This window comes from Phreatobacter aquaticus (assembly GCF_005160265.1).
GTDB classification, from domain to species: domain Bacteria; phylum Pseudomonadota; class Alphaproteobacteria; order Rhizobiales; family Phreatobacteraceae; genus Phreatobacter; species Phreatobacter aquaticus.
Map to the genome: position 1 here is coordinate 4715394 of NZ_CP039865.1, position 23301 is coordinate 4738694.

Annotated in this window: 22 protein-coding genes; 12 read left to right on the forward strand and 10 right to left on the reverse strand. The window is 65.9% G+C overall.

Going from position 1 to position 23301, the window contains the following annotated elements; translation table 11 throughout:
- Positions 1–5: 5 nt before the first annotated feature.
- The 3 genes from E8L99_RS22465 to E8L99_RS22475 are packed head-to-tail and all read left to right on the forward strand — an operon-like array spanning position 6 to position 5864.
- The gene (locus E8L99_RS22465; RefSeq protein WP_137101653.1) at positions 6–929 is read left to right on the forward strand and encodes a DUF58 domain-containing protein; all 924 of its coding nucleotides are present in this window, start codon (positions 6–8) and stop codon (positions 927–929) included.
- Positions 929–3778, forward strand: coding sequence for a DUF4159 domain-containing protein (locus E8L99_RS22470; protein WP_137102241.1), 2850 nt, complete (start codon positions 929–931; stop codon positions 3776–3778). Before E8L99_RS22465 ends, E8L99_RS22470 begins: the two co-directional genes overlap by 1 nt.
- A gap of 4 nt (positions 3779–3782) precedes the next feature.
- On the forward strand, positions 3783–5864 hold the full coding sequence (locus E8L99_RS22475; protein WP_137101654.1) for a hypothetical protein: 2082 nt from the start codon (positions 3783–3785) through the stop codon (positions 5862–5864).
- A gap of 13 nt (positions 5865–5877) precedes the next feature.
- Here E8L99_RS22475 and E8L99_RS22480 read toward each other — a convergent pair whose 3' ends face one another.
- The 4 genes from E8L99_RS22480 to E8L99_RS22495 all read right to left on the reverse strand — a co-directional run bounded on the left by E8L99_RS22480 (position 5878) and on the right by E8L99_RS22495 (position 7496).
- Positions 5878–6141 carry a hypothetical protein gene (locus E8L99_RS22480; RefSeq protein ID WP_137101655.1) on the reverse strand — a complete coding sequence of 88 codons (264 nt, stop codon included), beginning with the start codon at positions 6139–6141 and terminating at the stop codon, positions 5878–5880.
- A gap of 153 nt (positions 6142–6294) precedes the next feature.
- Positions 6295–6528 (reverse strand): hypothetical protein, encoded by a 234-nt coding sequence (locus tag E8L99_RS22485; RefSeq protein WP_137101656.1) that lies wholly within the window; start codon positions 6526–6528, stop codon positions 6295–6297.
- A gap of 87 nt (positions 6529–6615) precedes the next feature.
- On the reverse strand, positions 6616–6897 hold the full coding sequence (locus E8L99_RS22490) for an SH3 domain-containing protein (RefSeq protein WP_137101657.1): 282 nt from the start codon (positions 6895–6897) through the stop codon (positions 6616–6618).
- Positions 6898–6983: 86 nt separating this feature from the next.
- The gene (locus E8L99_RS22495; protein ID WP_137101658.1) at positions 6984–7496 is read right to left on the reverse strand and encodes a GNAT family N-acetyltransferase; all 513 of its coding nucleotides are present in this window, start codon (positions 7494–7496) and stop codon (positions 6984–6986) included.
- A gap of 345 nt (positions 7497–7841) precedes the next feature.
- Here E8L99_RS22495 and E8L99_RS22500 point away from each other — a divergent pair, with 345 nt between their 5' ends.
- The 3 genes from E8L99_RS22500 (at position 7842) to E8L99_RS22510 (ending at position 9683) form a co-directional block, all read left to right on the forward strand.
- Positions 7842–8111: an usg protein gene (locus E8L99_RS22500; RefSeq protein ID WP_137101659.1), complete on the forward strand. Its 270-nt coding sequence runs from the start codon at positions 7842–7844 to the stop codon at positions 8109–8111.
- 100 nt (positions 8112–8211) lie between these two features.
- Positions 8212–8637: a DUF1330 domain-containing protein gene (locus tag E8L99_RS22505; RefSeq protein ID WP_137101660.1), complete on the forward strand. Its 426-nt coding sequence runs from the start codon at positions 8212–8214 to the stop codon at positions 8635–8637.
- 53 nt (positions 8638–8690) lie between these two features.
- Positions 8691–9683 (forward strand): catalase, encoded by a 993-nt coding sequence (locus tag E8L99_RS22510; protein WP_137101661.1) that lies wholly within the window; start codon positions 8691–8693, stop codon positions 9681–9683.
- Between the two features lie 4 nt (positions 9684–9687).
- Here E8L99_RS22510 and E8L99_RS22515 read toward each other — a convergent pair whose 3' ends face one another.
- A complete protein-coding gene (locus E8L99_RS22515; RefSeq protein WP_137101662.1) occupies positions 9688–10167 on the reverse strand; it encodes an NUDIX domain-containing protein in 480 nt (159 codons plus the stop codon).
- A gap of 437 nt (positions 10168–10604) precedes the next feature.
- Here E8L99_RS22515 and mbfA point away from each other — a divergent pair, with 437 nt between their 5' ends.
- Positions 10605–11576 (forward strand): iron exporter MbfA, encoded by a 972-nt coding sequence (mbfA, locus tag E8L99_RS22520; protein WP_137101663.1) that lies wholly within the window; start codon positions 10605–10607, stop codon positions 11574–11576.
- Positions 11577–11617: 41 nt separating this feature from the next.
- Positions 11618–12475: a metallophosphoesterase family protein gene (locus E8L99_RS22525; RefSeq protein WP_137101664.1), complete on the forward strand. Its 858-nt coding sequence runs from the start codon at positions 11618–11620 to the stop codon at positions 12473–12475.
- A 90-nt stretch (positions 12476–12565) separates the two neighbouring features.
- Here E8L99_RS22525 and fliJ read toward each other — a convergent pair whose 3' ends face one another.
- Together fliJ and fliI are read right to left on the reverse strand one after the other, a co-directional pair.
- The gene (gene fliJ / locus E8L99_RS22530) at positions 12566–12985 is read right to left on the reverse strand and encodes a flagellar export protein FliJ (RefSeq protein WP_137101665.1); all 420 of its coding nucleotides are present in this window, start codon (positions 12983–12985) and stop codon (positions 12566–12568) included.
- 214 nt (positions 12986–13199) lie between these two features.
- Positions 13200–14522, reverse strand: a complete 1323-nt coding sequence (gene fliI / locus E8L99_RS22535; protein ID WP_137101666.1) for a flagellar protein export ATPase FliI — start codon at positions 14520–14522, stop codon at positions 13200–13202.
- Between the two features lie 744 nt (positions 14523–15266).
- Here fliI and ctrA point away from each other — a divergent pair.
- A complete protein-coding gene (ctrA, locus tag E8L99_RS22540) occupies positions 15267–15968 on the forward strand; it encodes a response regulator transcription factor CtrA (RefSeq protein WP_137101667.1) in 702 nt (233 codons plus the stop codon).
- 242 nt (positions 15969–16210) lie between these two features.
- Complete coding sequence (locus E8L99_RS22545; protein WP_137101668.1) at positions 16211–16609, forward strand: PaaI family thioesterase; 399 nt, start codon at positions 16211–16213, stop codon at positions 16607–16609.
- 47 nt (positions 16610–16656) lie between these two features.
- Here E8L99_RS22545 and E8L99_RS22550 read toward each other — a convergent pair whose 3' ends face one another.
- Positions 16657–17313, reverse strand: a complete 657-nt coding sequence (locus E8L99_RS22550) for a hypothetical protein (RefSeq protein WP_137101669.1) — start codon at positions 17311–17313, stop codon at positions 16657–16659.
- Positions 17314–17511: 198 nt separating this feature from the next.
- Between E8L99_RS22550 and cysK the strand changes: the two genes are divergently transcribed.
- Positions 17512–18489 (forward strand): cysteine synthase A, encoded by a 978-nt coding sequence (gene cysK, locus E8L99_RS22555; RefSeq protein ID WP_137101670.1) that lies wholly within the window; start codon positions 17512–17514, stop codon positions 18487–18489.
- A gap of 45 nt (positions 18490–18534) precedes the next feature.
- Here cysK and E8L99_RS22560 read toward each other — a convergent pair whose 3' ends face one another.
- Positions 18535–19212, reverse strand: coding sequence for a flavin reductase family protein (locus E8L99_RS22560; RefSeq protein WP_137101671.1), 678 nt, complete (start codon positions 19210–19212; stop codon positions 18535–18537).
- 79 nt (positions 19213–19291) lie between these two features.
- Positions 19292–21202: a propionyl-CoA synthetase gene (locus E8L99_RS22565; protein ID WP_137101672.1), complete on the reverse strand. Its 1911-nt coding sequence runs from the start codon at positions 21200–21202 to the stop codon at positions 19292–19294.
- Positions 21203–21562: 360 nt separating this feature from the next.
- Here E8L99_RS22565 and E8L99_RS22570 point away from each other — a divergent pair, with 360 nt between their 5' ends.
- A complete protein-coding gene (locus tag E8L99_RS22570) occupies positions 21563–23263 on the forward strand; it encodes a methyl-accepting chemotaxis protein (protein WP_137101673.1) in 1701 nt (566 codons plus the stop codon).
- Positions 23264–23301 lie beyond the last annotated feature (38 nt).

The window sequence follows — 23301 nt, forward strand, 5'->3', positions numbered from 1 at the left end:
GCCTCATGTTCGGCCTCACCGACAACCGGCAAGACGGCGTCCAGGAGACGCACCGGCTGTCGCGCGATGGCGAGATGCTGGCGGCGGCCTTGCCGCGCCTCGTGCTGGAGGCGCGCCGTGTCGCGTCCACCGTGGTGCATGGCCTCCATGGCCGCAGGCGCGCCGGCTCCGGCGAGAATTTCTGGCAGTTCCGCCGGTTCAACGACGGCGAGCCGGCCTCGCGTGTCGACTGGCGGCGCTCAGCGCGCGACCAGCACCTGTATGTTCGCGAGCAGGAATGGGAAGCCGCCCATACCGTCTGGATCTGGCCGGATCGATCGGCTTCCATGCAGTTCGTCTCGCCGCTCGCCTGGGAAACCAAGCGTGATCGCTGCCTGGTGCTCGCCTTCGCCCTGGCGGAGATCATGGTGAAGGGCGGCGAGCGGGTCGGCATTCCAGGCCTAATGCGGCCGACGGCCAGCCGCGCCATCATCGACCGCATGGCGGAAGCGATCCTGGCCGACAGCACGGAAAAGCCCGCGGGGCTGCCACCCAAGGCGCCGGTGTCGCGGCTCTCCGAAGTGGTCATTCTGTCGGACTGCCTGGTGCCGGTCGAGGAGTTCCAGGACGAGGTGAAAAGCCTCGCCATGAGCGGCTCGCGCGGCCATGTCCTGCAGATCAACGATCCGATCGAAGAGACCTTCCCCTACAAGGGTCGCGTCGAGTTCGAGGAACTCGAAGATGGCCTGACCATCACCGCCGGCCGCGCCGAGACCTGGCGCGACGATTACACCGCGCGGCTTGCCGCCCATCGCGCGGCCCTGCGCCTTGAATGCGATCAGCGCGGCTGGAGCTTTGGCATTCACCGCACCGACCAGCCGCCCTCTGCCGCGATCCTCGCGCTGCATCAGCGCATGGGACCGGGATCGCGCGACGTGGGAGGCCGATGATGCTGGGCCTGCCGCTCGCCTTCGCTTCGCCGCTGGTCCTGTTCGCGCTGGCAGCCCTGCCCGCGCTCTGGTGGCTCCTGCGCCTGGTCCCGCCCCGGCCGCGCCGGGTGCAATTCCCGCCGACCCGCATCCTGATGGAGATCGCGCCGAAGGAGGAGACGCCGTCGAACAGCCCGTGGTGGCTGACGCTGCTCCGCCTGCTGCTCGCCGCGATCATCATCCTCGCCATGGCGGGTCCCCTGTGGAATCCGCCCGCGACCACCAGCGGCGGACGCGGCCCGGTTCTCCTCCTCGTCGACGACGGCTGGGCATCGGCTGCCTCCTTCGAACAGCGCCTGCGGGTCGCGACCCAGATCGTCGCCTCCGCCGAAAGCGCCGGGCGCCCGGTCGCCTTCGCCACAACCGCCCGCCCGGTGATCGATATTGGCATCGAGACGCCAAGTTCGGTACGCGAGCGGCTGCGCTCCCTCGACCCCCTCCCCCACACGCCGGACCGCGCGCAGATCCTGCCGGCCCTGACCAAATTCCTTGCCGCCCAGCCGCTGGCCGAGATCGTCTGGCTTGCCGACGGTATCGATACCGGCCGCTCCGAGGCCTTCATCACCCAGTTGAAGGATGTCGTGGCTGGCCGCACACTGTCCGTGTTCGATGGCGGCACGGCCCCGGTCCTGGCGCTGACCAATGCTGCCAACAGCAACCAGGGCTTCACTGTCGCCGTCATCCGGGCCGATGCGGGACCGGCGCAGGCCGGGCGCGTCCGGGCGCTGGACAGCCGTGGCCTGCCGCTCGGCGAAAGCACCTTCGCGTTTGAGCCCGGCAAGACCGAAGCGGAAGCGAAGTTCGACCTGCCGGTCGAGATCCGCAACGAGATCACCCGTCTCGACGTCATCGGCGAGCGCTCGGCCGGCGCCGTTCAGCTGATCGACGCGCGCTGGCAGCGCCGCACCATCGGCGTCATCTCCGGCGCGTCATCGGACACGGCCCAACCGCTCCTGTCGCCGACCTATTATCTCGGGCGGGCGCTCGAGCCCTTTGCCGATATCCGCACCGTCGAGGGCGCCTCGCCCTCCGAGGCCGCCATGCGCTTCGTCGAAGGCCGGGTGCCGATGATCGTGCTGACCGATGTCGGCACCGTCACGCCGCAGGCGCGCGAGGCGTTGTCACGCTTCCTCGACAATGGCGGCATCCTGCTGCGCTTCGCGGGCACCCGCCTTGCCGGGGCGCAGAATGACGACCTCGTACCGGTCCGTCTCCGGCGCGGCGGCCGCCAGCTCGGCGGCACGCTGTCCTGGGAAACACCGCAGGGCCTCGCGCCCTTCACGCGCGAAAGTCCCTTCGCCGACATCGCGGTGCCCGCCGACGTGCGCGTGCGCCGTCAGGTCCTGGCCGAGCCGGATGGCCTGCTCGCCGACAAGACCTGGGCGCAGCTCGCCGATGGAACGCCGCTGGTGACCGCCGAAAAGCGCGGCCGCGGCATGCTGATCCTGTTCCATATCACCGCTGACACCGCATGGTCCGACCTTCCTCTGTCGGGTGCTTTCGTCGAGATGCTGAAGCGCGTTGCCGGCCTCTCCGCCGCCGGCCGTCCCGCCGCCGAAGGTCTGGCCGCCCTGCCCGGCCAGGTGCGCGGCGCCGACCGCATCGCGCCCACTCGCGTGCTTGACGGGTTCGGGGCCTTCATCCGCCCGCCGGCAACCGCCAAGCCGATCCCAGCCGATTGGCGCGACGCCGCAAGCTACGATTTCCCGCCTGGCTTCTATGGCCCCCAGGAAGGCATGGTGGCGGTCAACACGCTGACTCCGGCCGAACGCTTGAAGCCGCTCGACCTCCGCCCCCTCGCCGCCACCATCGAGCGTTACAGGGTGGGTGAACCCGTCGACCTGAGATCCCCGCTGGTGATTGCCGCCCTGCTCCTGTTGCTGCTCGATGGCCTTGCGGTCTTCGCCATTGCCGGCGGCCTTGCCCGGTTGACCGCCCGCCGCCCGGCGCGCGCGGCCGTGGTCCTGGCCCTCGCCCTTGTGCCCTTGTTGCTGTCGGCTCCCGCCGATGCCCAGACGCGCCGGTCACAGGACCGGCCGCCACCGATATCCACGGGCAATCCCGCAGACGATGCCGCCCTGCGGGCAACACAGGCAACCAGACTTGCCTATGTGGTCACCGGGTCCCGTGAGGTGGATGAGGTCAGCCGCGCGGGTCTCGAAGGGCTGACGCGCTTCCTCTCGGCCCGAACCGCTCTCGAACCGGCGGCTCCGCAATCGGTCGATATCAGCCGCGACGAGATCGCGTTCTTCCCGGTGATCTACTGGCCGATCGTGTCAGGAGCAGCCGAACCGAGCCCGCAGGCCCTGCTCAAGCTCGACGCCTATATGAAACAGGGCGGCATGGTGATCTTCGACACCCGCGATGCCCTGACCGCCACGCCCGGCCAGGCGAGCCCGGCCCAGGCGACGCTGCGGCGGATCATCGCCGGTCTCGACATTCCGGAACTTGAACCGGTGCCGCGCGATCACGTGCTCGCCCGTGCCTTCTTCATCCTGCGGGAGTTTCCGGGGCGCTATGCCGATGGCGGCACCTGGGTCGAGGCGATACCGCCGGCGACCGATGAAGAGGCTGCGCGGCCCGCCCGCGCCTCGGATTCCGTCTCACCTGTCATCATCACATCGAACGATCTCGCCAGCGCCTGGGCGATCGACCGCCAGGGCAATCCGCTCCTGCCCGTGCAGGGCGAGGCGCGGCAGCGCGAACTTGCCTTCCGCTTCGGCGTCAACATCGTGATGTATGCCCTGACCGGCAACTACAAGACCGACCAGGTTCACGTGCCAGCGCTCCTCGAACGGCTGGGGAACTGACGCGATGAGCTTTGGCGTCGTCTGGTCTCCGCTCCTGCCCACCTGGGCGCTGATCGCAGCCGCGGTCGCCGTGGTGCTCGTCGCGGTGCTGCTGATCGTCTCGCGCACCCGCGGCACCTGGTGGCGCGTCGGCGCCATGGCGCTGGCGCTGGCCGCCATCGCCAATCCGGTCTTCACGCAGGAGGATCGCGATCCGCTGCGCACGGTGGTGGCTGTCGTCATCGACCGTTCCGCGAGCCAGTCATTGGCTGATCGCGCCCGCATCACCGACGAAGCCAAGGCTGCGCTTGAACGGAACTTCGCCCGCTCGCCGGGCTTCGAGGTGCGCTGGGTCGATGCTGGCGCCTCCGACGGCCAGACCGATGGCACCCATCTGTTCGAAGCCCTGCGCCAGGCGCTGTCCGACGTTCCGGCCGAGCGGGTCGGCGGCGCGATCATGGTCACCGATGGGCAGGTGCATGATGTGCCGGCCCAGATGGCTGCTCTCGGCTTCCAGGCTCCGGTCCATGCGTTGATCACCGGCCGCTCGACCGACCGCGACCGGCGCGTCGTGCTGATCCAGACCCCGCGCTTCGGCATTGTCGGCCAGAGCCAGACCGTCGGCTTCCGGGTGGAAGACAACGGCACGGGTGGCCGGGCCGCCCAGGTTGCCGTGACCATCAGGCGCGACGGCGAAGTGATCGAGCGGCGCACGGTCCAGACCGCGACCAGCGCCAATGTCTCCGTCCAGATCGCCCATGCCGGCGCCAACATCGTCGAGATCGAGGTCGACCCGCTGGAAGGCGAGCTCACCGCCGTCAACAACCGCGCGGTCGTCATCATCGAGGGCATCCGCGAAAAGCTGCGCGTGCTGCTGGTCTCGGGCGAGCCGCATGCCGGCGAGCGCACCTGGCGCAACCTCCTGAAGTCCGATGCCGGCGTCGACCTTGTTCACTTCACGATCCTGCGTCCGCCGGAAAAGCAGGACGGCACGCCGATCAATGAGCTCTCGCTGATCGCCTTCCCGACGCGCGAGCTGTTCCAGATCAAGATCCGCGAGTTCGATCTGATCATCTTCGATCGCTATGCCCAGCAGGGCATCTTGCCGCTGATCTATTTCGACAATATCGCCCGCTATGTCCGCAATGGCGGCGCGCTTCTGGTGGCCGCCGGCCCAGAACATGCCACCGCCTCCTCGATCAACGACACGCCGCTGGAGGCCATCCTGCCCGCCGCGCCGACTGGCGAGATCATGGAACGCCCCTTCCATGCGCGTGTCTCCGATCTTGGCCGGCGTCACCCGGTGACCCGTGCGCTGCCCGGCATGACCGCCGAGGGCAATCCGCAATGGAGCCGCTGGTTCCGGCTGGTCGAAAGCCGCCGGCCTGCCGAGGGCAGCACGACCGTGATGGACGGGCCGGACAACCGGCCGCTCCTGCTGCTCGGTCGCCAGGGCGAAGGTCGCGTGGCGCTGCTGCTGTCGGACCATATCTGGCTCTGGGCGCGCGGCTTCGAGGGCGGCGGACCGCATCTCGAACTGCTGCGCCGCCTGTCGCACTGGCTGATGAAGGAGCCGGAACTCGAGGAAGAGAGCTTGAAGCTCGCCGTGCGCGGCCGTCAGCTCGTCGTCGAACTGCAGACCATGGCCGAGACGCCCGAGCCGGTGACGCTGACCAGACCCTCGGGCGCCAGCGACGTCGTGACGATGCAACCGGCCGAGCCCGGACTTTGGCGCGGCCAAGTCGATGTGACCGAACTTGGCCTGTGGCGCGCACAATCGGGCCGTCTGACGCGACTGGTCAATGTCGGCCCGCCCAATCCGCGCGAATTCACCGATGTCACCTCGACGCTGACCGTGCTCGAACCACTTGTGCGTGCGACAGGTGGCGGCCTCTGGCGCATTTCGGAGGACGGCAACCTCACCGTCCCCCGTATCGTTCCGACGCGCTCCACCACCGCGCTGCGCGGCGAGGACTGGATGGGTCTTCGCCAGCGCGATGCATCCGTGGTCCGCGGTATCGGTATCCTGCCAGCCTTTGCCGGCGTGCTTGGCCTGATCCTGCTCCTCGGCGCCCTGACCGCTGTCTGGGCGCGCGAGGGCAGGTAGGGCTCACGCTGCCTCAGCGACGGTCGTAACGCCGACGGTAGTAGCGGCGGCGGTAATAGCCGCGGCGGCGGCGATGGCCGAAGATCTGGCGGTTCACGCGATTGGCGCCCTGGCTCGCCCAGGAGGCGTTCTCCAGTTCGACGCCTTCAGCGAGGCTGGCGACGGGCGTCGGCATAGGCGCAACCGGCAGGGCTTCGGCACTCTGCGATGCCGCCAGGATTCCGGCTGCGGCGGCCGGCGCGCCGAAGAGTGCCGTGAGAAAAAGTCTGCGGTGCATGATGGGCCATCCCTGTTCTGCTGTGTTGTCCGCCTCAGGATGAGCTGCCGTGCCGTCTCTGAGCGAGACCTGCGGCAGCACCAAGCGACGGATCATGGGACCAACGCGCGAGGAGCGCTTTGGTCCCATCAACAAACAGAGATTTGGGCCGTGTCAGCGGCGCCGGCCGAAGATCTGCCGCCGCACGCGGCGGGTTCCCCGGCCGATGCTGCGTCCGACACTGCGTGTGCCGCGACCAATGGCGCGGCCCGTGCGGCGCACGCCACGCCCGACCGCATTGGCGCCATCGCTGACCCAGGACGCCTGCGCCTGCGGGGCACTCGCGGTGCTTGCGATCGCCAGAGTAGCAAGTCCCAGCAAACCGGTCAGAAAGTCTCTGCGCTTCATCGGCTCGATCCTCGAATCAGTCGTCGCCCTTGGCCGAGTGTTCGCGAAGACCGGCACAGGGCTCAAGGGGCCGTTCGCTTGGTGAAGTCAGAAGCAGGCGATGAACTCGCGGATCACCCAGCCCAACGGCTCGCCGCTGTTGCGGTCGATGATATAGGCCCAGGGCCGGCCACGATCGTCGCTGGCGATCCGGACACGCTCGACCAGTGTGCCGTTGCGCACCTGCCCGAGAACGGCGCCGTTCGGACTGTCGCGAATGTTCAAGGGGGTGCCGGTCGGATCCATCACCCGGCAGCGCGCCGATTGCGCTTCGGCACCAGCGGCAGAGGCGGCAAGCGCCACTGCGGTCAGAAGGGCAAGACGTCTCATGGCGATGGCTCCAGGCAAGAGGCGGGACGGCACAACTCTACCCCCGCATCCGCATCGCGATATGTTGCCGTCGTGAGCCCGCTGTTTCAGGCGGCGACGCGCGCGCCGCGCACCGGGCCGGATACACCCTCGAAAGACCCCGGTTGCAGCTCCGCGTAAAGGAAGCGGCCGGGATCGACCGGACCGGGCAGAACCAGGCGCCCCGGTGGCACGACAGCGAAGCCGAAGCGCTGATAATAGGGGGCGTCACCCACCAGGATGACGAGTTGGTGGCTCTTGGCACGCGCCGCATCCATAGAGCGCCGCATCAACGCGCCACCGATACCACGGCTCTGGAAGGCTGGATCGATGGTGATCGGCCCGAGCAGGATGCCGGGCGTGCCGGCACCGATGACCACCGGCGACAAGCGGATCGATCCGACCAGCAGCGTGCCGACGCGAGCCGTGAAGCAGAGATCGAGCAGCGGAGGCACGCCTTCGCGCAGGCGGAAGGCCGTGCGGGCAAAGCGGCCGGGGCCAAAGGCGCGTTCGTGCAGCCGATCGATGGCCGGAGCATCGGCCGCGGATTCAGGATGCAGATCGAGGGTAAGGTCGGGCATGGCTTGGAGCTCAGCGACGGCAGGACATGACAGAGGGTTCGGCGAAAGTCGTCACGCCGTCCGTCGTCGTCGCTGCACCGTCTGCCAGGTCACCATCATGGATCGCGCATAGCATGGCCGGAACGGTCCGTCGACAGCGGCTCGCCCAATCCCCAGGCTCCTCCATCTGCCGCCGCCTGGCCCGAACGGCCGCCGTCAGCCAGTGACGGCCTCCGATGCCTTGTCAGCACCAGCCAGAACGAGTGCTAACAGATTGAACAGGCTTCGGAATATTCCGAATGTGACGGCTTCGAATCGCATGCTGCACTGCGCTGGTCGACCTGCTCCTTCACGCGAGGTTCCCTGATGGCATCGCCTGAATTCGCCCGCCAGATCGCGGGTTATGGCCTCACCACCGCAGGCATTCTGTACCGGCTTCCTGACCATCCTTCGATCCTGCAGGAATATGTCTGGCAGGACTACGACCTCTCCCCGCAATTCCCGGAGCTGAAGCGGTTCCTTGCCTTCTGGCAGGCCAAGCTCGAGGGCAGGCTCTACCGCGTCACGGTTGCCCATCGCGACCTGATCGGTCCGGCGGAACTCTCCACGATCGACGGCGAATTCCAGTTGCACTAAGCGACGACGGGGAAGGCCTCAGCCTTTTGGCGGGTCCGGCCGGCCCTGCCCTGCCGCATGCGCGCTTGCTAGGCTCCCCTCATGTCACGAGGAGGCGCCCATGTCCGGCCATGTCGATCCCACCAAGGAAACCTTCGCGCTGTTCAAGGACCTGCCGCGCGATGAACCCATCCATATGCTGAATCTCGTGCGCCTTCATGCCGAGGCGCGCTATCCCGATGGCCGCAAGGCGACCGGTCTTGAGGCCTACCGCGCCTATGGCCGCGACAGCGGGCCAGTGTTCCGCCGGCTCGGCGGACGGCAGGTCTGGCTCGGCCGACCGGATCTCATGCTGATCGGCCCTGCCGAAGAAGCCTGGGACATCGCCTTCATCGCCGAATATCCGTCCGGCCAGGCCTTCATCGACATGATCCGCGATCCCGTCTATCGGGAGGCTGTGAAGCATCGGCAGGCCGCCGTGGCGGATTCGCGCCTGCTTCGGCTGAAGCCTGGTGCACCGGGGGCGGGCTTCGGCGAAATCGCCTGAGCCTGTTCAGGAAGACAGCGCACGGCGACGGCCGACCCGGATCGAGAACGATCATGGCGCATCCCGTCTGGAGCGAAACCTTCGAAGGCGGCAGCGCGGAAGCGGAGGCGTCTCTCTTCGAGCGGCTCGCCCGCGACATCCGGGGCATCCAGCAGGCGAACAGGACCTCCCAGGCCGGTCCCGTTCTGCGCACACTGCATGCGAAGGCGGTCCTCGCGGAGCCGAGTGCCTCCTTCACCATGCGTGCCGACCTGCCCTCCCGCTTTGCGCAAGGAGCCTTCCAGCCGGGCACCTCGTTCGCAACGATCGTGCGCCTGTCCAACGCCAGCGGCCGCCTGCAGGACGACGACCGTCGCGATATGCGCGGTGCCGCCCTCCGCCTCACCCTGCCGGGCGGCGCGAGCCATGATTTCCTGATGACCAATTTTCCGGTCTCGCATGCGCGCAACGCCCGCCAGTTCGTCGATTTTGCGAAGGCCATGGCCGGCTCGAAGTTTCTGCTCCTGCCCCGGCTGATCGCCGCACACGGCCTGTCCGAAACGCTCCGGATGCTCAAGAATGTCAGCCAGGCGACCGCGCGCCCGGTCACCAGCCTGGCGCTGGAAACCTACTGGAGCCGGGGCGCGCTCCTCTGGGGGGATGCCGGACCGGTCCGCTATCTCCTGCGCCCTGCACCGGACGCGCTCCCTGCCGAAACCCTGCCGCCAGCACCCGAGCGGCTACGCCAGGAACTACTCGGCCGGCTGTCTCACGCGCCCATCCGCTTCGAGTTCTGCCTGCAGCCCTTCGTGGACGAGATGCGTACGCCGATCGAGGATGGCGCGACCGAATGGCTGGAATCGGTCTCGCCCCCCGTCGTGGTCGCCGATCTGGTTCTGCCCGTCCGCCCGGCGGGCGACGGCGCGCGCACGCCCGGCGAAGCGGCTATCGAGGCCCTGGCCTTCTCACCCTGGAATGCGGCCGATGGGTTGCGGCCGCTCGGCAGCCTGAACCGTGCCCGCAAGCCGGTCTATTGGGCGAGCGCCGACGGACGCGGCGCGACCTGACCCGCTACCAGATCGGGCTTGCCGGGCGCGCCTCGAACAATTCCTCGATCCGTTCGCGAGTGCCCCGCGTTGTGCCTTCAGGAAGGGCAGTGCGCGCAAAGAATCCGTGCTCGACGATCTCGCGATTGGGCACGGGAGGGGCCGGCTGGTGCCAGGCCTCGACCAGATAGAGCGCGACGTGGTCGCGCGGCGCGGTCAGGGCATTGTGATACATGCCGACGAGGCGCGGGGCGCCGTCCATCACCACATTGGCCTCTTCGCGCAGCTCTGTGACCAGCGCATCCATGAGTGTCTGGCCAACCTCGACGCCCCCACCGGGAAAGTGCCATCCAGGCGTATAGCTGTGGCGTATCAAAAGGATGCAGTCTTCCTGGTCGACCACGCAGGCCCGCACCCCCAGCGTCATGCCACGCGTGATGCGCCAGTAGAGATGCAGCAGCGGCGTGAGCCTGGATCGCTTGGCCGGATCCGCGAATATCATCATTTGTTCATCATTCTTTCAAATGAAACGACCGGGACTCATTCGCGAGGCAGATTGGAAACGCATGGCTGATAGGGAAAGGTCATGGGTTCTCGCGGACCCTGAAAGTGCCTATCAAACAGCCATGCTGCGCTGCATCATCAGGCAGCTCACCCGGAGGACCTGTCATGGTCATCGCCTATATCACCAGCCTGCTCATGCGGCGGCCGAAGTTCCAGTGGCAGCCGTCGATCGAAATTCGCGACGGTGCCACCGCTGCCGCACTCGGAATCTACAACCGCGCCTGATCCGAAGTCTCCCTCCGGATCAGCTAATCGGGCGCCTGGCGGGACATTCCCGCCGGCGCCCGTTTGCTTTTGGCCTTGCTGCAGTGCGTCACGCGCTTGAACTCAGATTAGAATTATTCTAATAAAGTGCCCTCAACGACTTTCGAGGGCATCATGGTCGCCTTTTCCGATCTCTCCGAGCAGCAGGTGCTCGCGCTCGCCATCACCAACGAGGAAGAGGACGGGCGCATCTATCTCGCCTTCGCCCAGCGCCTCCGGGCAGACTATCCCGCGTCCGCCCGCGTGTTTGAGGACATGGCTGCCGAGGAAGCGACCCACCGTACCCGGCTCTATGATCTCTATCGCGAGAAGTTCGGCGAGTTCCTGCCGCTGATCCGCCGTCAGGACGTGTCCGGCTTCCTCAAGCGCAAGCCGATCTGGCTGACAGCCAATCTCTCGCTCGATACGGTGCGGGCCGAGGCGGAGAGCATGGAGCGCGAGGCGGAGGCCTTCTACCGCCAGAGCGCCAGTCGCGCCCGCGATATATCGGTCCGGCAACTCCTGACAACGCTGGCCGAAGCCGAGAGCCACCACGAGGATCTCGCACGCCGGCTGACGGAAACCCATCTCACCGCTGATGCGAAGGCGGCCGAGGACCAGACCGCGCACCAGCGTTTCGTCATGACCTATGTCCAGCCTGGTCTGGCGGGCCTGATGGATGGATCGGTCTCGACGCTTGCTCCGGTCTTCGCCGCGGCTTTCGCCACCCAGGCGAATTGGGAGACCTTTCTCGTCGCCATGGCGGCTGCGGTCGGCGCCGGCATCTCGATGGGCCTGACCGAGGCGCTCTCCGATGACGGGAAGATCACGGGTCGTGGCTCGCCGGCTGTTCGCGGCTGGGTCTGCGGCCTCATGACCATGATCGGTGGCCTCGGCCATGCCCTGCCCTATCTGATCCCATCCTCCTGGCCGAATTCCTTCTGGATCGCGACATCGCTCGCCATCGGCATCGTTGTGGTCGAACTCTGGGCGATCGCCTGGATCCGCTACAAGTACATGGACACCCCCTTCCTCAAGGCCGTGTTCCAGATCGTCGTCGGCGGAACCCTGGTGCTGGCGGCCGGCATCCTGCTCGGCAGCGCGTAAGCAAGGTTTGCAATTCGCACGTGGTGTTCTAGCAAGGCGGCATGTTCCGCCTTGCCCACTTTTCCGACCCGCATATCGGCCCGCTGCCGCGCCCGAGCCTCGGTGAGCTCGCCGGGAAGCGCGCAACCGGCTATCTCAACTGGCTCGCCGGCCGCGGCAATCATCATCGCATGGACGTGCTCGACCGCCTCGTGCGGGAGATCGCGGCAGCCGATCCCGACCATGTCGCTGTCACCGGCGACCTGATCAATCTCGGCCTCGCGGCTGAAATCGGGCCTGCCCGCGCATTCCTTCAGCGCCTGGGCGCGCCTGATCGGGTCACCGTTGTCCCCGGCAATCACGACGCCTATCACCTCGCGACCGTCGCCGAGATGTACCGCGCATGGAGCCCCTGGCTCGAGGGCGACGACGCTGGCAGCGAGGACCGCCGCTATGCCTTTCCCTCACTCCGGGTTCGCGGGCAGGTGGCGCTGATCGGACTGAATTCCGGTCTGCCGACACCGCCCTTCATGGCGACCGGGTTTCTCGGTCAGCGGCAGATCGAGACGCTTGGGGACCTGCTGGCCGACACGGCGCGGCAGGGCCTAGCGCGGGTCGTCCTCATCCATCATCCGCCCTTCGATATCGGAGCGCAGAAGCGGCTGCTGGACCATGCGGGTGTGACGGCCACGATTGCCAAGGCGGGTGCGGAAGCTGTTCTGCACGGCCATACGCACAAGGGCACGACGCACAATCTGCCGGGCGCTGCCGGGCCAATTCCGGTCATCGGGGCGCCATCGGCTTCAGCGGCGGCAGGAGGTCGCCATGAAGCAGCCGCCTGGAACCTCGTGACCATCGACGGCGAGCCGGGCGCATGGCGCGTCCATGTGGAGCGCAAGGGAACCGTCGGCGGCGGGTGAGGAAGCGCCAATCCAGCCCCGGCAATCCGGCCACAAGAAAAGGCGCGCAGCTTCCGCCACGCGCCTTGCTATCTGTCCTGGCAACGCCCGTCAGGCGCCGAGATAGGCTCCGCGGCGGGTGAGACCGATCCGGTCCATCTCCGCCTGCTCGCGCACGGAATCCGCAACGCGGTCGCGAGCGGTCTCGCGCTCGTCGAGAATCTCGACCTTCTTCAATTCCTCGAAAGCCTCGGCAAGCGCCGCCTTGGCATCATCCAGCTGGCCCTTGAGCTCGCCAGCCGACCCCAGAAGGTTGTCGCGCCGCTGGCGCGCTGCCTTCGCATAGGTCGGATAGGCATAATGGCCGGGATCGTGGATGTTGGCCCGGTTCTGCTCGACCACGATCTCCCGGTCGAGATCATTGGCCATGCGCTCGAACTCGGCGATCATCATCTCGATCTGCGCCACCTGGCGGCGCTTTTCATCGACCTGAAAGCGCTTCAGGCGGATCAGTGTCACACGCGACTTCATCGACTCGTACTCCCAGAAGTCCCCCTAGGCCGCACGCCCCACACACGGACGGCGGTTGGAACGGGCACCCGAAACGCAGGTGCCTGCCCCCTCTTCACCGACCAGTAGACACAGACGAGGTTGAAATTCCGTTTCCGTAAGGGATGATTTTCTGTAAACGCCCGCCCTTGCGGCCGATCGGCTTCCGCAAGCAGATATTGACCATGGGTCGGCCTCACGGCCTCGCTCCATGCCTTTCCAGGATCGCCGCCAATTGCTGGTATCCGGCCTGGATGCCGATTGCCTCATCCTTGCGCTGCCCAAGGAACGCTTCGAGATCAGGCTGCAGGCGGATCGCTTCATCGACCTCGGCCGATGAGCCCGCCCGATAGGCGCCGAGCCGGATCAGTTCCTCCATGTCGCCATAGGTCGAGAGAACCCGCTTGGCCTTCTGGATCACCGGCCAGAAGGCAGGATCGGCGGAGCGCGGCATGGTGCGGGAGACGCTTTTCAGCACATTGATCGCGGGATAGCGGCCACGCTCGGCAATCGAGCGTTCCATCACGATATGGCCGTCGAGAATGCCGCGCACGGCGTCAGCCACCGGTTCATTGTGATCGTCGCCATCGACCAGCACTGTGAAGATGGCGGTGATCGCGCCTTCACCCGCACCAGGACCTGCGCGTTCCAGCAACCGCGGCAGCTCGGAGAAGACGGTCGGGGTATAGCCCTTGGCCGTTGGCGGCTCACCGGCCGACAGGCCGATCTCGCGCTGGGCCATGGCGAAGCGGGTGACGGAATCCATCATCAGCATCACCTGCTTTTCCTGATCACGGAAATATTCGGCGATCGACAGGGTGAGGTAGGCGGCTTGCTTGCGCATCAGGGCGGGCTCGTCGGAGGTCGCCACCACCACGACGGAGCGGGCAAGGCCCTCGTCACCCAGATCCTCCTGGAGGAATTCCTGCACCTCTCGGCCGCGTTCGCCGATCAGACCGATCACCGACACGTCGGCATCGACATTGCGGGCGATCATCGACAGCAACACCGACTTGCCGACACCGGAGCCGGCGAAGATGCCCATGCGCTGGCCGCGGCAGCAGGTCAGGAACGTGTTCATGGTCTTCACCCCCATGTCGAGGGGGGCGCCAACGCGCCTGCGTGTGTGGGCGGCCGGAGGATCGGCACGGAACGGCATGGGATTGCCACCCTGCGGCAGAGGCCCCTTGCCGTCGATCGGCTCGCCCAGCGCATTCACCACCCGTCCGAGCCATCCCATCGAGGGCCGGATGGCCGCAGGCGACTGCGACACCAGCGCCTTGCACCCGCGCCGCACGCCGTCGAGGCCGCCGAACGGCATGAGCAGCGCCTGGTCGCCATGAAACCCGATGACCTCGCAGGGGATGGGCTTGGCGCCCGTCTCGATCGTCACGCGCGCGCCAACCGACATGGCGTGGATCGGCCCCGCCGCCTCCACCATCAGCCCGCGCACGCCCGCGACCCGACCGTAGATGGAGATCCCGTCGATATCGGCGATCTGATTGGCAAGGGCACGCATGCTGGCATCCGCGAGGCAGGACGGGAATCGGGCCACGACGCGACCCTCCGGCCACATTTCGCCCGTCATCCTCAACGAAGCGTTAACGACCGCCTGATGAGTTAACGCCGTCCGGCAAAAACTGCCGACTAATTCCATCGAAATGCCGGAGGTTCATGCAGATTGGGAGACAGGGCGCGATCCGTTTACCTCCCCTTAACCATGTTCCCGGTAGAAACTGCCCAGTCGACCTGCCGGCCCCCTTCCGCGCAGCCTCGACATCGGGTCCGCCGCCGCCGCGGCAGGCCTTCACGCCCAGCCGGGGCCTTAACGGTCGGGCGATCATGTATTTCCAAGTAAAGCCATAGCCAGGGCGGCTTCGAGCGATTCCAGTAACCCTTCCTTAACCCGCTCCGTTAATGATGGTTGTCAGCCGATTAAAGGCAGCTGCGGCCGTTAGGGATTCGAAGGGAAAGGCCCCCGTCGGATTCCGGTCTCAGCAAGGCAGTTACCGCCCATCGACGGCACGATCGAAATGGTCGATTCCACAGAGGGTTGGAGTGAGTCGCAAAAAAAGTTTGCGAAGACTCTTGCTCATGCGAATCAGTGTTTGTTAACCATTTGGACGTAGCGTCGAATCAGTGAGCGGGAACGGGTCCCACAGACATCCGCGCGGCGGCGGGTGAGCGGGACAGCCATGCCTGACGGGTGACTCATCGCTATGCGATGGGGCTTCCGGGTAGGGGCCAGTGGAAGGGGATGGGCATGCGCGTTCTGTTGATTGAAGATGACAGCGCAACTGCGAAAAGCATTGAGCTCATGCTCAAGTCCGAGAGCTTTAACGTCTACACGACGGATCTCGGCGAAGAGGGTATCGACCTCGGCAAGCTCTACGATTACGATATCATTCTGCTCGACCTGAACCTTCCGGACATGTCCGGATACGAGGTCCTGAAGTCGCTGCGTGTCGCCAAGGTGAAGACGCCGATCCTGATCCTCTCCGGTCTTGCCGGCATCGAGGACAAGGTGCGCGGCCTGGGCTTCGGCGCCGACGACTATCTCACCAAGCCCTTCCACAAGGACGAACTGGTCGCCCGCATCCATGCGATCGTCCGCCGCTCCAAGGGTCATGCCCAGTCGGTCATCACCACCGGCGACCTCCTGGTCAACCTTGACCAGAAGACCGTCGAGGTCACCGGCCAGCGCGTCCACCTGACCGGCAAGGAGTACCAGATGCTGGAGCTCCTCTCGCTGCGCAAGGGCACCACGCTGACCAAGGAAATGTTCCTCAACCACCTCTATGGCGGCATGGACGAGCCCGAGCTGAAGATCATCGACGTCTTCATCTGCAAGCTCCGCAAGAAGCTCGCCAATGCCTCCGACGGCAAGAACTACATCGAGACGGTCTGGGGCCGCGGCTATGTGCTGCGCGAGCCGTCGGACGTGGAAGAGCGCATCCCGGCCTGATCAAGGCCGGGGCCGCAAATCGGCCTCTCCTTCGTCATACGGCCGTCACGACTGGCTGCGATAAACTCGGTCAACGATCTGGCTTGGCACGGATGTAATGCTGCCAGATTACGGAGGCCCCGCCGGGAAACCGAGCGGGGCTTTTTGTTGCCCGCTGCGGCCAGACGATGACCAGAGACGTCATTGACCCTGCCCGCCTCCCCGGGTCAGCCTCAGCGGCTCCCGGTTCCGGAGGCAGACATTTGGCCCATCTCGACACGCTCAAGGCACACCCCCTCCCTTTCGCCGTCCTGATGGGCGTTCAGTTCATCTCGGCCAGTCTCGACGAGGTCGTCGCCACACTCGAGGTGCGTCCGGACCTCTGCACCGCCGGCTCGATCGTCCATGGTGGCGCGCTGATGGCCTTTGCCGACACAGTCGGAGCGGCCGCGACCTACCTCAACCTGCCTGCAGGCGCGAAGGGCACGACGACCATCGAGAGCAAGACCAATTTCCTGAGCTCCGGCCCCGTCGGCCAGACACTGACCGCCACCGCAACGCCGGTTCATCGCGGCGCGCGGACGCAGGTCTGGCAGACGCGCATCACCCGCGAGGACGGCAAGGCGGTGGCCCTGGTCACCCAGACGCAATTGGTGCTTTGAGGACCGACCAAGGCTTTGGATGGCCAGGATGGCCTGAGAGACGCGCGTCAGGGATTGCGCTCGATGGTCCAGGTCGTGCCCCGGCCGGCGGAGGGTTGGAACCCCACGCGGATTTCGGCCTTCTGCCCGCACACGCTGACCTCCCAGGCCTCGCGCCACCGGCCGGGGCTTGGCGACGCCTCCGGGGTCATGCGCACGTTCAGCACGAAGAGAGGATCATTGCAGCCGGGAGGCCGGTAGCGGACGGTGGCCGCGCCAATGCCCTGCATCAGGTCGCGCTGAAGCAGCGGATCAGTATTGGACAGGCCCGGCGCCATTTCGGTGAAGCGGACTTCGCCCCCCTCCTCCACGGCGACGAAATTGCGGACGGTGGACGGCTGGCAGCGCATCGCATAGCGCTCGATCCAGGCGCTGCGCCCTGGCAATGCCGGCCACGGAAAGACCGACACCAGAGCCGCGGGTGGCTGTTGCGGGCAATCGAAACCTGGCAGGCGCTTCGCACTGGCCGCAAGGGCTGCCTGGCGGCGCACCGTGAACTGGTCCGAAAATACCCGACTGGCCAGAGCCTCGCCGAAGGCCCGCCGCAGCGGCTCGCGGTCAGCCGTGATATAGGCTGGCGGCTGCTGTGCCATCGCATTGGTCGCCGAAAGTGCCGCGAGCACCGCTGCCGAGGCAGTCAGCCAGAAGCTCGATGTCGTCGTCATGCCATTCTCCAATCACTAGGCCACCGGGCCAGGCCGGCATCCTGTTCTCATCAATTCAATGGCTGTAGAATTTTCTTCCAAATCCGATCGTCTAGAGCGATGATCGTCACCTATTTTCAGGCTGAACGGCACAATCTGTAGAAAATTCTTGAGCTCGGGCGCATAATGCCGGTCCCTTGTTTCAACCGGGTGCCGACCATGACCGCCCACGTTTCGCCTGAAAAGACCAAGAAGCCCGGCCGCGGCCGCATCTACAATTCGATCACGGAGACCATCGGCGACACGCCGCTTGTGAAGCTGGACAAGATCGCCAAGGCCCATGGCGCCAAGGCGACAATTCTCGCCAAGCTCGAGTTCTTCAACCCGATCGCCAGCGTCAAGGACCGCATCGGTGTGGCGATGATCGACGCGCTGGAAGCAGCCGGGAAGATCACGCCGGACACCGTCCTGATCGAGCCGACATCCGGCAATACCGGTATCGCGCTGGCCTTCGCGGCCGCTGCGCGCGGCATCAAGCTGGTTCTGGTCATGCCCGAGACCATGTCGATCGAGCGGCGCAAGATGCTGGCTCTCCTCGGCGCCGAACTGGTGCTGACCGAAGGCCCCAAGGGTATGAAGGGTGCGATCGCCAAGGCCGAGGAACTGGTGGCGGAAAACCCCCACGCCATCATCCCCCAGCAGTTCAAGAACCCAGCCAATCCGGAAATCCACCGCCACACCACGGCCGAGGAGATCTGGAACGACACCAATGGTCAGGTCGACATTTTCGTCTCGGGCGTCGGCACCGGCGGCACGATCACCGGCGTCGGCCAGGTGCTCAAGGCTCGCCGTCCCGGCGTGCGCGTTGTGGCGGTGGAGCCGACGGAGAGCCCGGTTCTCTCCGGCGGCAATCCCGGCCCGCACAAGATCCAGGGCATTGGCGCGGGCTTCGTGCCGGACATCCTCGACCGGTCGGTGATCGACGAGGTGCGCACCGCGTCCAATGACCAGGCTTTTGCCACCGCCCGCGAGCTGGCGCGCTCCGAGGGAATCCCGACCGGCATTTCAGCCGGCGCCGCCGTTCACGTCGCGCTCGAACTCGGCAAGCTTCTGGAAAACGCCGGCAAGACCATTGTCGTGATCATTCCAAGCTTCGCCGAACGCTACCTGTCGACGGCCCTGTTCGACGGCCTGTGAGGCGGCCGGTCCGCACCCCGCCTGGACGCCTCGTCGCGCCGGTGCTCAAGGCACCGTGCGCAGACGGGGCCGGCGGCCTCCATAGGCTTGCTCCGGCGGCCGGGCCAACCGCGATTCATGGATCTTCTCGCCGGTTGCGAAGAACTGGCGGAAGCTCATGATCAGGGGCCGCCAGCGGCCGGGGTCAATCCGGTTCTCATAGCTGTCGTCGAGCACCGAAGGCGCGGCATGGATCTTCACCACGCGCACCTCGATCGCGACAGACGGGACGAGCAGCCTGGGATCCGCGGCCCCGACCGGGCGGGCGTCGGTCAGGACGGCCTCCAACTGGATCGGGCATTCCTGGATGCGGCTTGGGGCCACGTCAAACGACGGCAAGGGCGTGAGACCGGCGGCGGCAAACTTGTCGCGCTCGCTCCGGTAGCCCAGATGCGCCTTGTGTCCCGGCAGCGGGTCGGACGCCGACAGGCAGGCCAGGCGGTCAACCGCGCCGACCAGCTCTGGAGACGGCAGATTGAGGACGCACTCGCCGGTCCGCATGAGGTTCTGCGGCGTCTGTGACGATGCGTCGAACCCCAGCAAGCACGTCCAGCCAAGCCACCAGGCCGATGACATGGGGGAGATGTTGGTCGTTCCGTCCTCGTTCAAGGTCGTGACGAGCACGACGGGCGTTCCAAAATAGAGGATCGCCGGTTCGATCGGCTGGTGGACGTGGCTCATCATGGTCAGACCGCTCCTTGCATTGGCAGGAGCGACCCAACATCAGACGAAGACCGTCATCCACCCGATCTCTCTGATCGGCTCAGCCCGAGCGCCCCTTCAGCGCCTCTTCGATCTCAGCGAGAACACTGGGATCGTCGATGGTCGCCGGCATCGACCATTCGGTTCCGTCGGCGATCTTCTTCATCGTGCCGCGCAGGATCTTGCCGGAGCGGGTCTTGGGCAGGCGCTGGACAGCAATCGCGAGCTTGAAGGCTGCGACCGGCCCGATCTTGTCGCGCACCAGCTGAACCAGTTCCTTTTCCACGACGGCCGGCGTCTTGTTGACGCCCATCTTCAGCACGACGAAGCCGCAGGGCACCTCGCCCTTCAGGCTGTCCGCCATGCCGATGACAGCACATTCGGCGACATCGGGATGAGAGGACAACACCTCCTCCATGCCGCCGGTGGAGAGGCGATGGCCGGCGACGTTGATGATGTCGTCGGTGCGCCCCATGATGTAGAGATAGCCGTCGTCATCGATGAAGCCGGCATCCGAGGTCGAATAGCAGCCCGGAAACGCCTCAAGATAGCTTTCCTTGAAACGATCGTCCTGCTGCCACAGCGTCGGCAACGAGCCCGGCGGCAGCGGCAGCTTGATCACGATGGACCCCATCGTGTTGGCCGGCACATCATGGCCAGCCTCATCGACAATGCGCACGTCGTAACCCGGCATCGGAACGGTTGGCGAGCCCGGCTTGACCGGCAGAAGGCCAAGACCGACCGGATTGCCGACGATGCACCAGCCGGTTTCCGTCTGCCACCAATGGTCGACCACCGGGACGCCCAGGATCTTCTCGGCCCACACCACCGTGTCAGGATCGGCGCGCTCGCCGGCGAGGAACAGTGTCCGGAAGCCCGACAGGTCGTAGCGCTTCAGGTGGTCGGCGTTCGGGTCTTCCTTCTTGATGGCGCGGAACGCAGTCGGTGCGGTGAACAGAGCCGAGACACCATGTTCCGAAATCACGCGCCAATAGGCGCCGGGATCGGGCGTACCCACAGGCTTGCCCTCGTAGAGGATGGTCGTGGCACCTGCGATCAGCGGCGCATAGACGATATAGGAATGGCCAACCACCCAGCCGACATCCGAGGCGGCCCAGAAGACCTCTCCCGGCTTGATGCCGTAGAGATTGCCCATCGACCAGGCGAGCGCGACCATGTGGCCGCCATTGTCTCGCACGACGCCCTTGGGCTTGCCGGTCGTTCCCGACGTGTAGAGCACATAGAGCGGATCGGTTGCCGCGACCGGCACGCAGGGCGCCTGCTTGCCCTGCAGTCGGGCGCGGGTGACCAGAGCCTCCCAATCGAAGTCGCGGTCGGGCGTGAATTGGGCATCCACCTGCGGCCGCTGAAGAATGATGCAATGCTCGGGCTTGGCAACCGCGAGGTCGATCGCGCCATCGAGCAACGGCTTGTAGGGAATGACCTTGGCGCCCTCGATACCGCAGGAAGCCGAGACGATCAGCTTGGGATGGCAATCATCGATGCGGGTCGCGAGTTCCTTGGCAGCAAACCCGCCGAACACCACCGAATGGATCGCGCCAATGCGGGCGCAGGCCAGCATGGCGATCGCCGCCTCCGGCACCATCGGCATATAGACGATGACGCGATCGCCCTTGGTGACACCAAGATCAGCCATGACCGCGGCGAATGTCGCAACCTCGGCCTTCAGCTGGGCATAGGTGAAAGTCTTCTTGGCGCCTGTGACCGGTGAATCATAGATCAGCGCGACGCGGTCGGGATGGCTTGCCGCATGCCGGTCAACAGCGTTGTAGCAGGTGTTGCAGACGCCATCGGGGAACCAACGGCCATAGGCGCCCTGGCTCGGGTCAAACACCGTCTTCGGTGGCGTCACCCAATCGATGGCCTTGGCGGCCTCGGCCCAGAAGCCGCCGGGATCAGCCTGCCAGGCCGCATAAGTCGCCGCATAGCGGGAGGGTATCGCCGCGTCCATCGCCGTCTCCTCATGCATGCCGGTTGAGCGGTCTTGAACGCCGCCTGCGCCGGTCGCAAATCCCCAAGGCCTGAGCTGCCGGCATATTGTCCGCAAAGTCCGGGCAAGCAACAGGCCCCCCACCTTCCCTTCGGTGGAGGCCGCCGGTGACTTTAGTCGCAACCGCCTTCACGGCATTGCGCTGGATCACCATGACCGCTCCGACGCGCGATACATGCATCTGCCCTACACGGGTCGCAATGCTGCAATGCAAAAACACCTGCTATCCCTTAGGGAAGGCTGACGATTTTCTGTTGTTTAGCAAATTGTTTACCTTACCAAAATACCGTCTCCACAGTGATTTTCAGGAGATTAGCCCCCATGTCGGCTCTCGGTCGTGTCAGCATTTCTGCCAAGATACTCGGGCTCGTCGCCCTGCTCAGCGCGGTCGCCGCGGCAATCGGGGCCATCGGCTACTACGCGGTCGGTCAGTTGCGGTCGGAGGTCACGGTTTCTGCTCGCGTCAGCAGCCGCGCCTTCGACGCCGTCGTCGTCAACCGCGGGCTCGCCGCGCTGTCGCGTGCAGAATATGTGATGGCAACGGATCCCAGCCAGATCACACGTCAGGTCGCATTGATCGAAGAGGATACCAAGGCCATCGCGTCTCGCATGGCGACGCTGCGCGAAGCCCGCGTTCCTGAAGTGGTGGCGGCTGTGAACAAGGCCGACGTGGCGCTTCAGAAATATCTGCCCCTCATGCAAGAGACTGTCCGCATCGCGACAGGCGTCACCGGAACCGCAACGCCGGAGCAGCGTGCCCGTATCGCGCAGTCAAGCCTTGCATCGAGCGACGCTTACATGGAGGCCCGCATGGCACTCCGCGAACTGACCCTGCTGCAGCAGAAGCGCTCGGATGACGGATATTCCGCGGCCTACGCGACTGCGGAATCCATGCAGAACATGATTCTCTACGTCGGCATCGCCACGGTCCTGTTCGGCCTGGCCCTCGGCTTCGTCATCGGCCGCGTCGGGATCGCCTCTCCCATTCGCGTCCTGACAGCGTGCCTGCGCGAACTGGCCGAGGGTCGCTTCAACGTGACTGTGCCCGGCACCGACCGTCGCGATGAAGTGGGCGACATCGCCCGCGCCGCCGAGACCTTCAAGGCCAATGGCATCGAGACCAACCAGTTGCGTGCCGAGCAGGAAGCGGCCAAGGCCCGCGCCGAGCAGGAGCAGAAGGCCATGATGCAGCGCATGGCGGATGATTTCGACCACGCGGTCGGCGGCATCATTACCCACGTCTCCTCCGCTTCCGCGCAGCTGAAGTCCGCAGCGCAGACGCTCTCCAGCTCGGCCGAGGAAGCATCGGTCCAGTCGGGAGCCGTTGCGGCAGCCTCCGAAGAAGCCTCCGCCAATGTCCAGACGGTCGCCTCGGCCACCGAAGAACTCTCCGCCTCGGTCCGCGAGATCGGCGAGCGCGTCGAGCAATCGGCCCGCATGGCTAGCGCCGCTGTTGCCAATGCCGATAGCTCGGCCGGCATGATCAAGGATCTCGCCGAGAAGGCGCAGAAGATCGGCGAGATCGTCGAACTGATCAACTCGATCGCCTCGCAGACCAATCTTCTGGCTCTCAACGCGACCATCGAGGCGGCGCGTGCCGGCGAGGCCGGCAAGGGCTTTGCGGTGGTCGCAGCCGAGGTGAAGAGCCTCGCCGACCAGACCTCCAAGGCGACAACGGATATCGCAAACCAGATCAACGGCATCCAGGCCGCGACCAACCAGTCTGCCGAGGCGATTACCGGCATTGCCAGCTCGATCCGCGAGATCAGCGCCGTGGCCGCCAGCATCTCGGCTGCCGTCGAGGAACAGAACGCCGCGACCCAGGAGATCGCACGCAATGTTCAGGAGGCTTCCGCCGGGACGGGCGAGGTCTCGACCAATATCGTCGGCGTCTCGCAGACTGTCACGGAAACCGGCGCCGCGGCCTCCCAGGTCCTGGGGTCCGCTGAAACGCTCGCAGTCCAGGCCGCCTCGCTCAGCACCGAGATGAGCAAGTTCCTGGCGACCATCCGGGCAGCCTGATCACACTCCAGACACCTAAGCAAAGGGGCCCGCGAGGG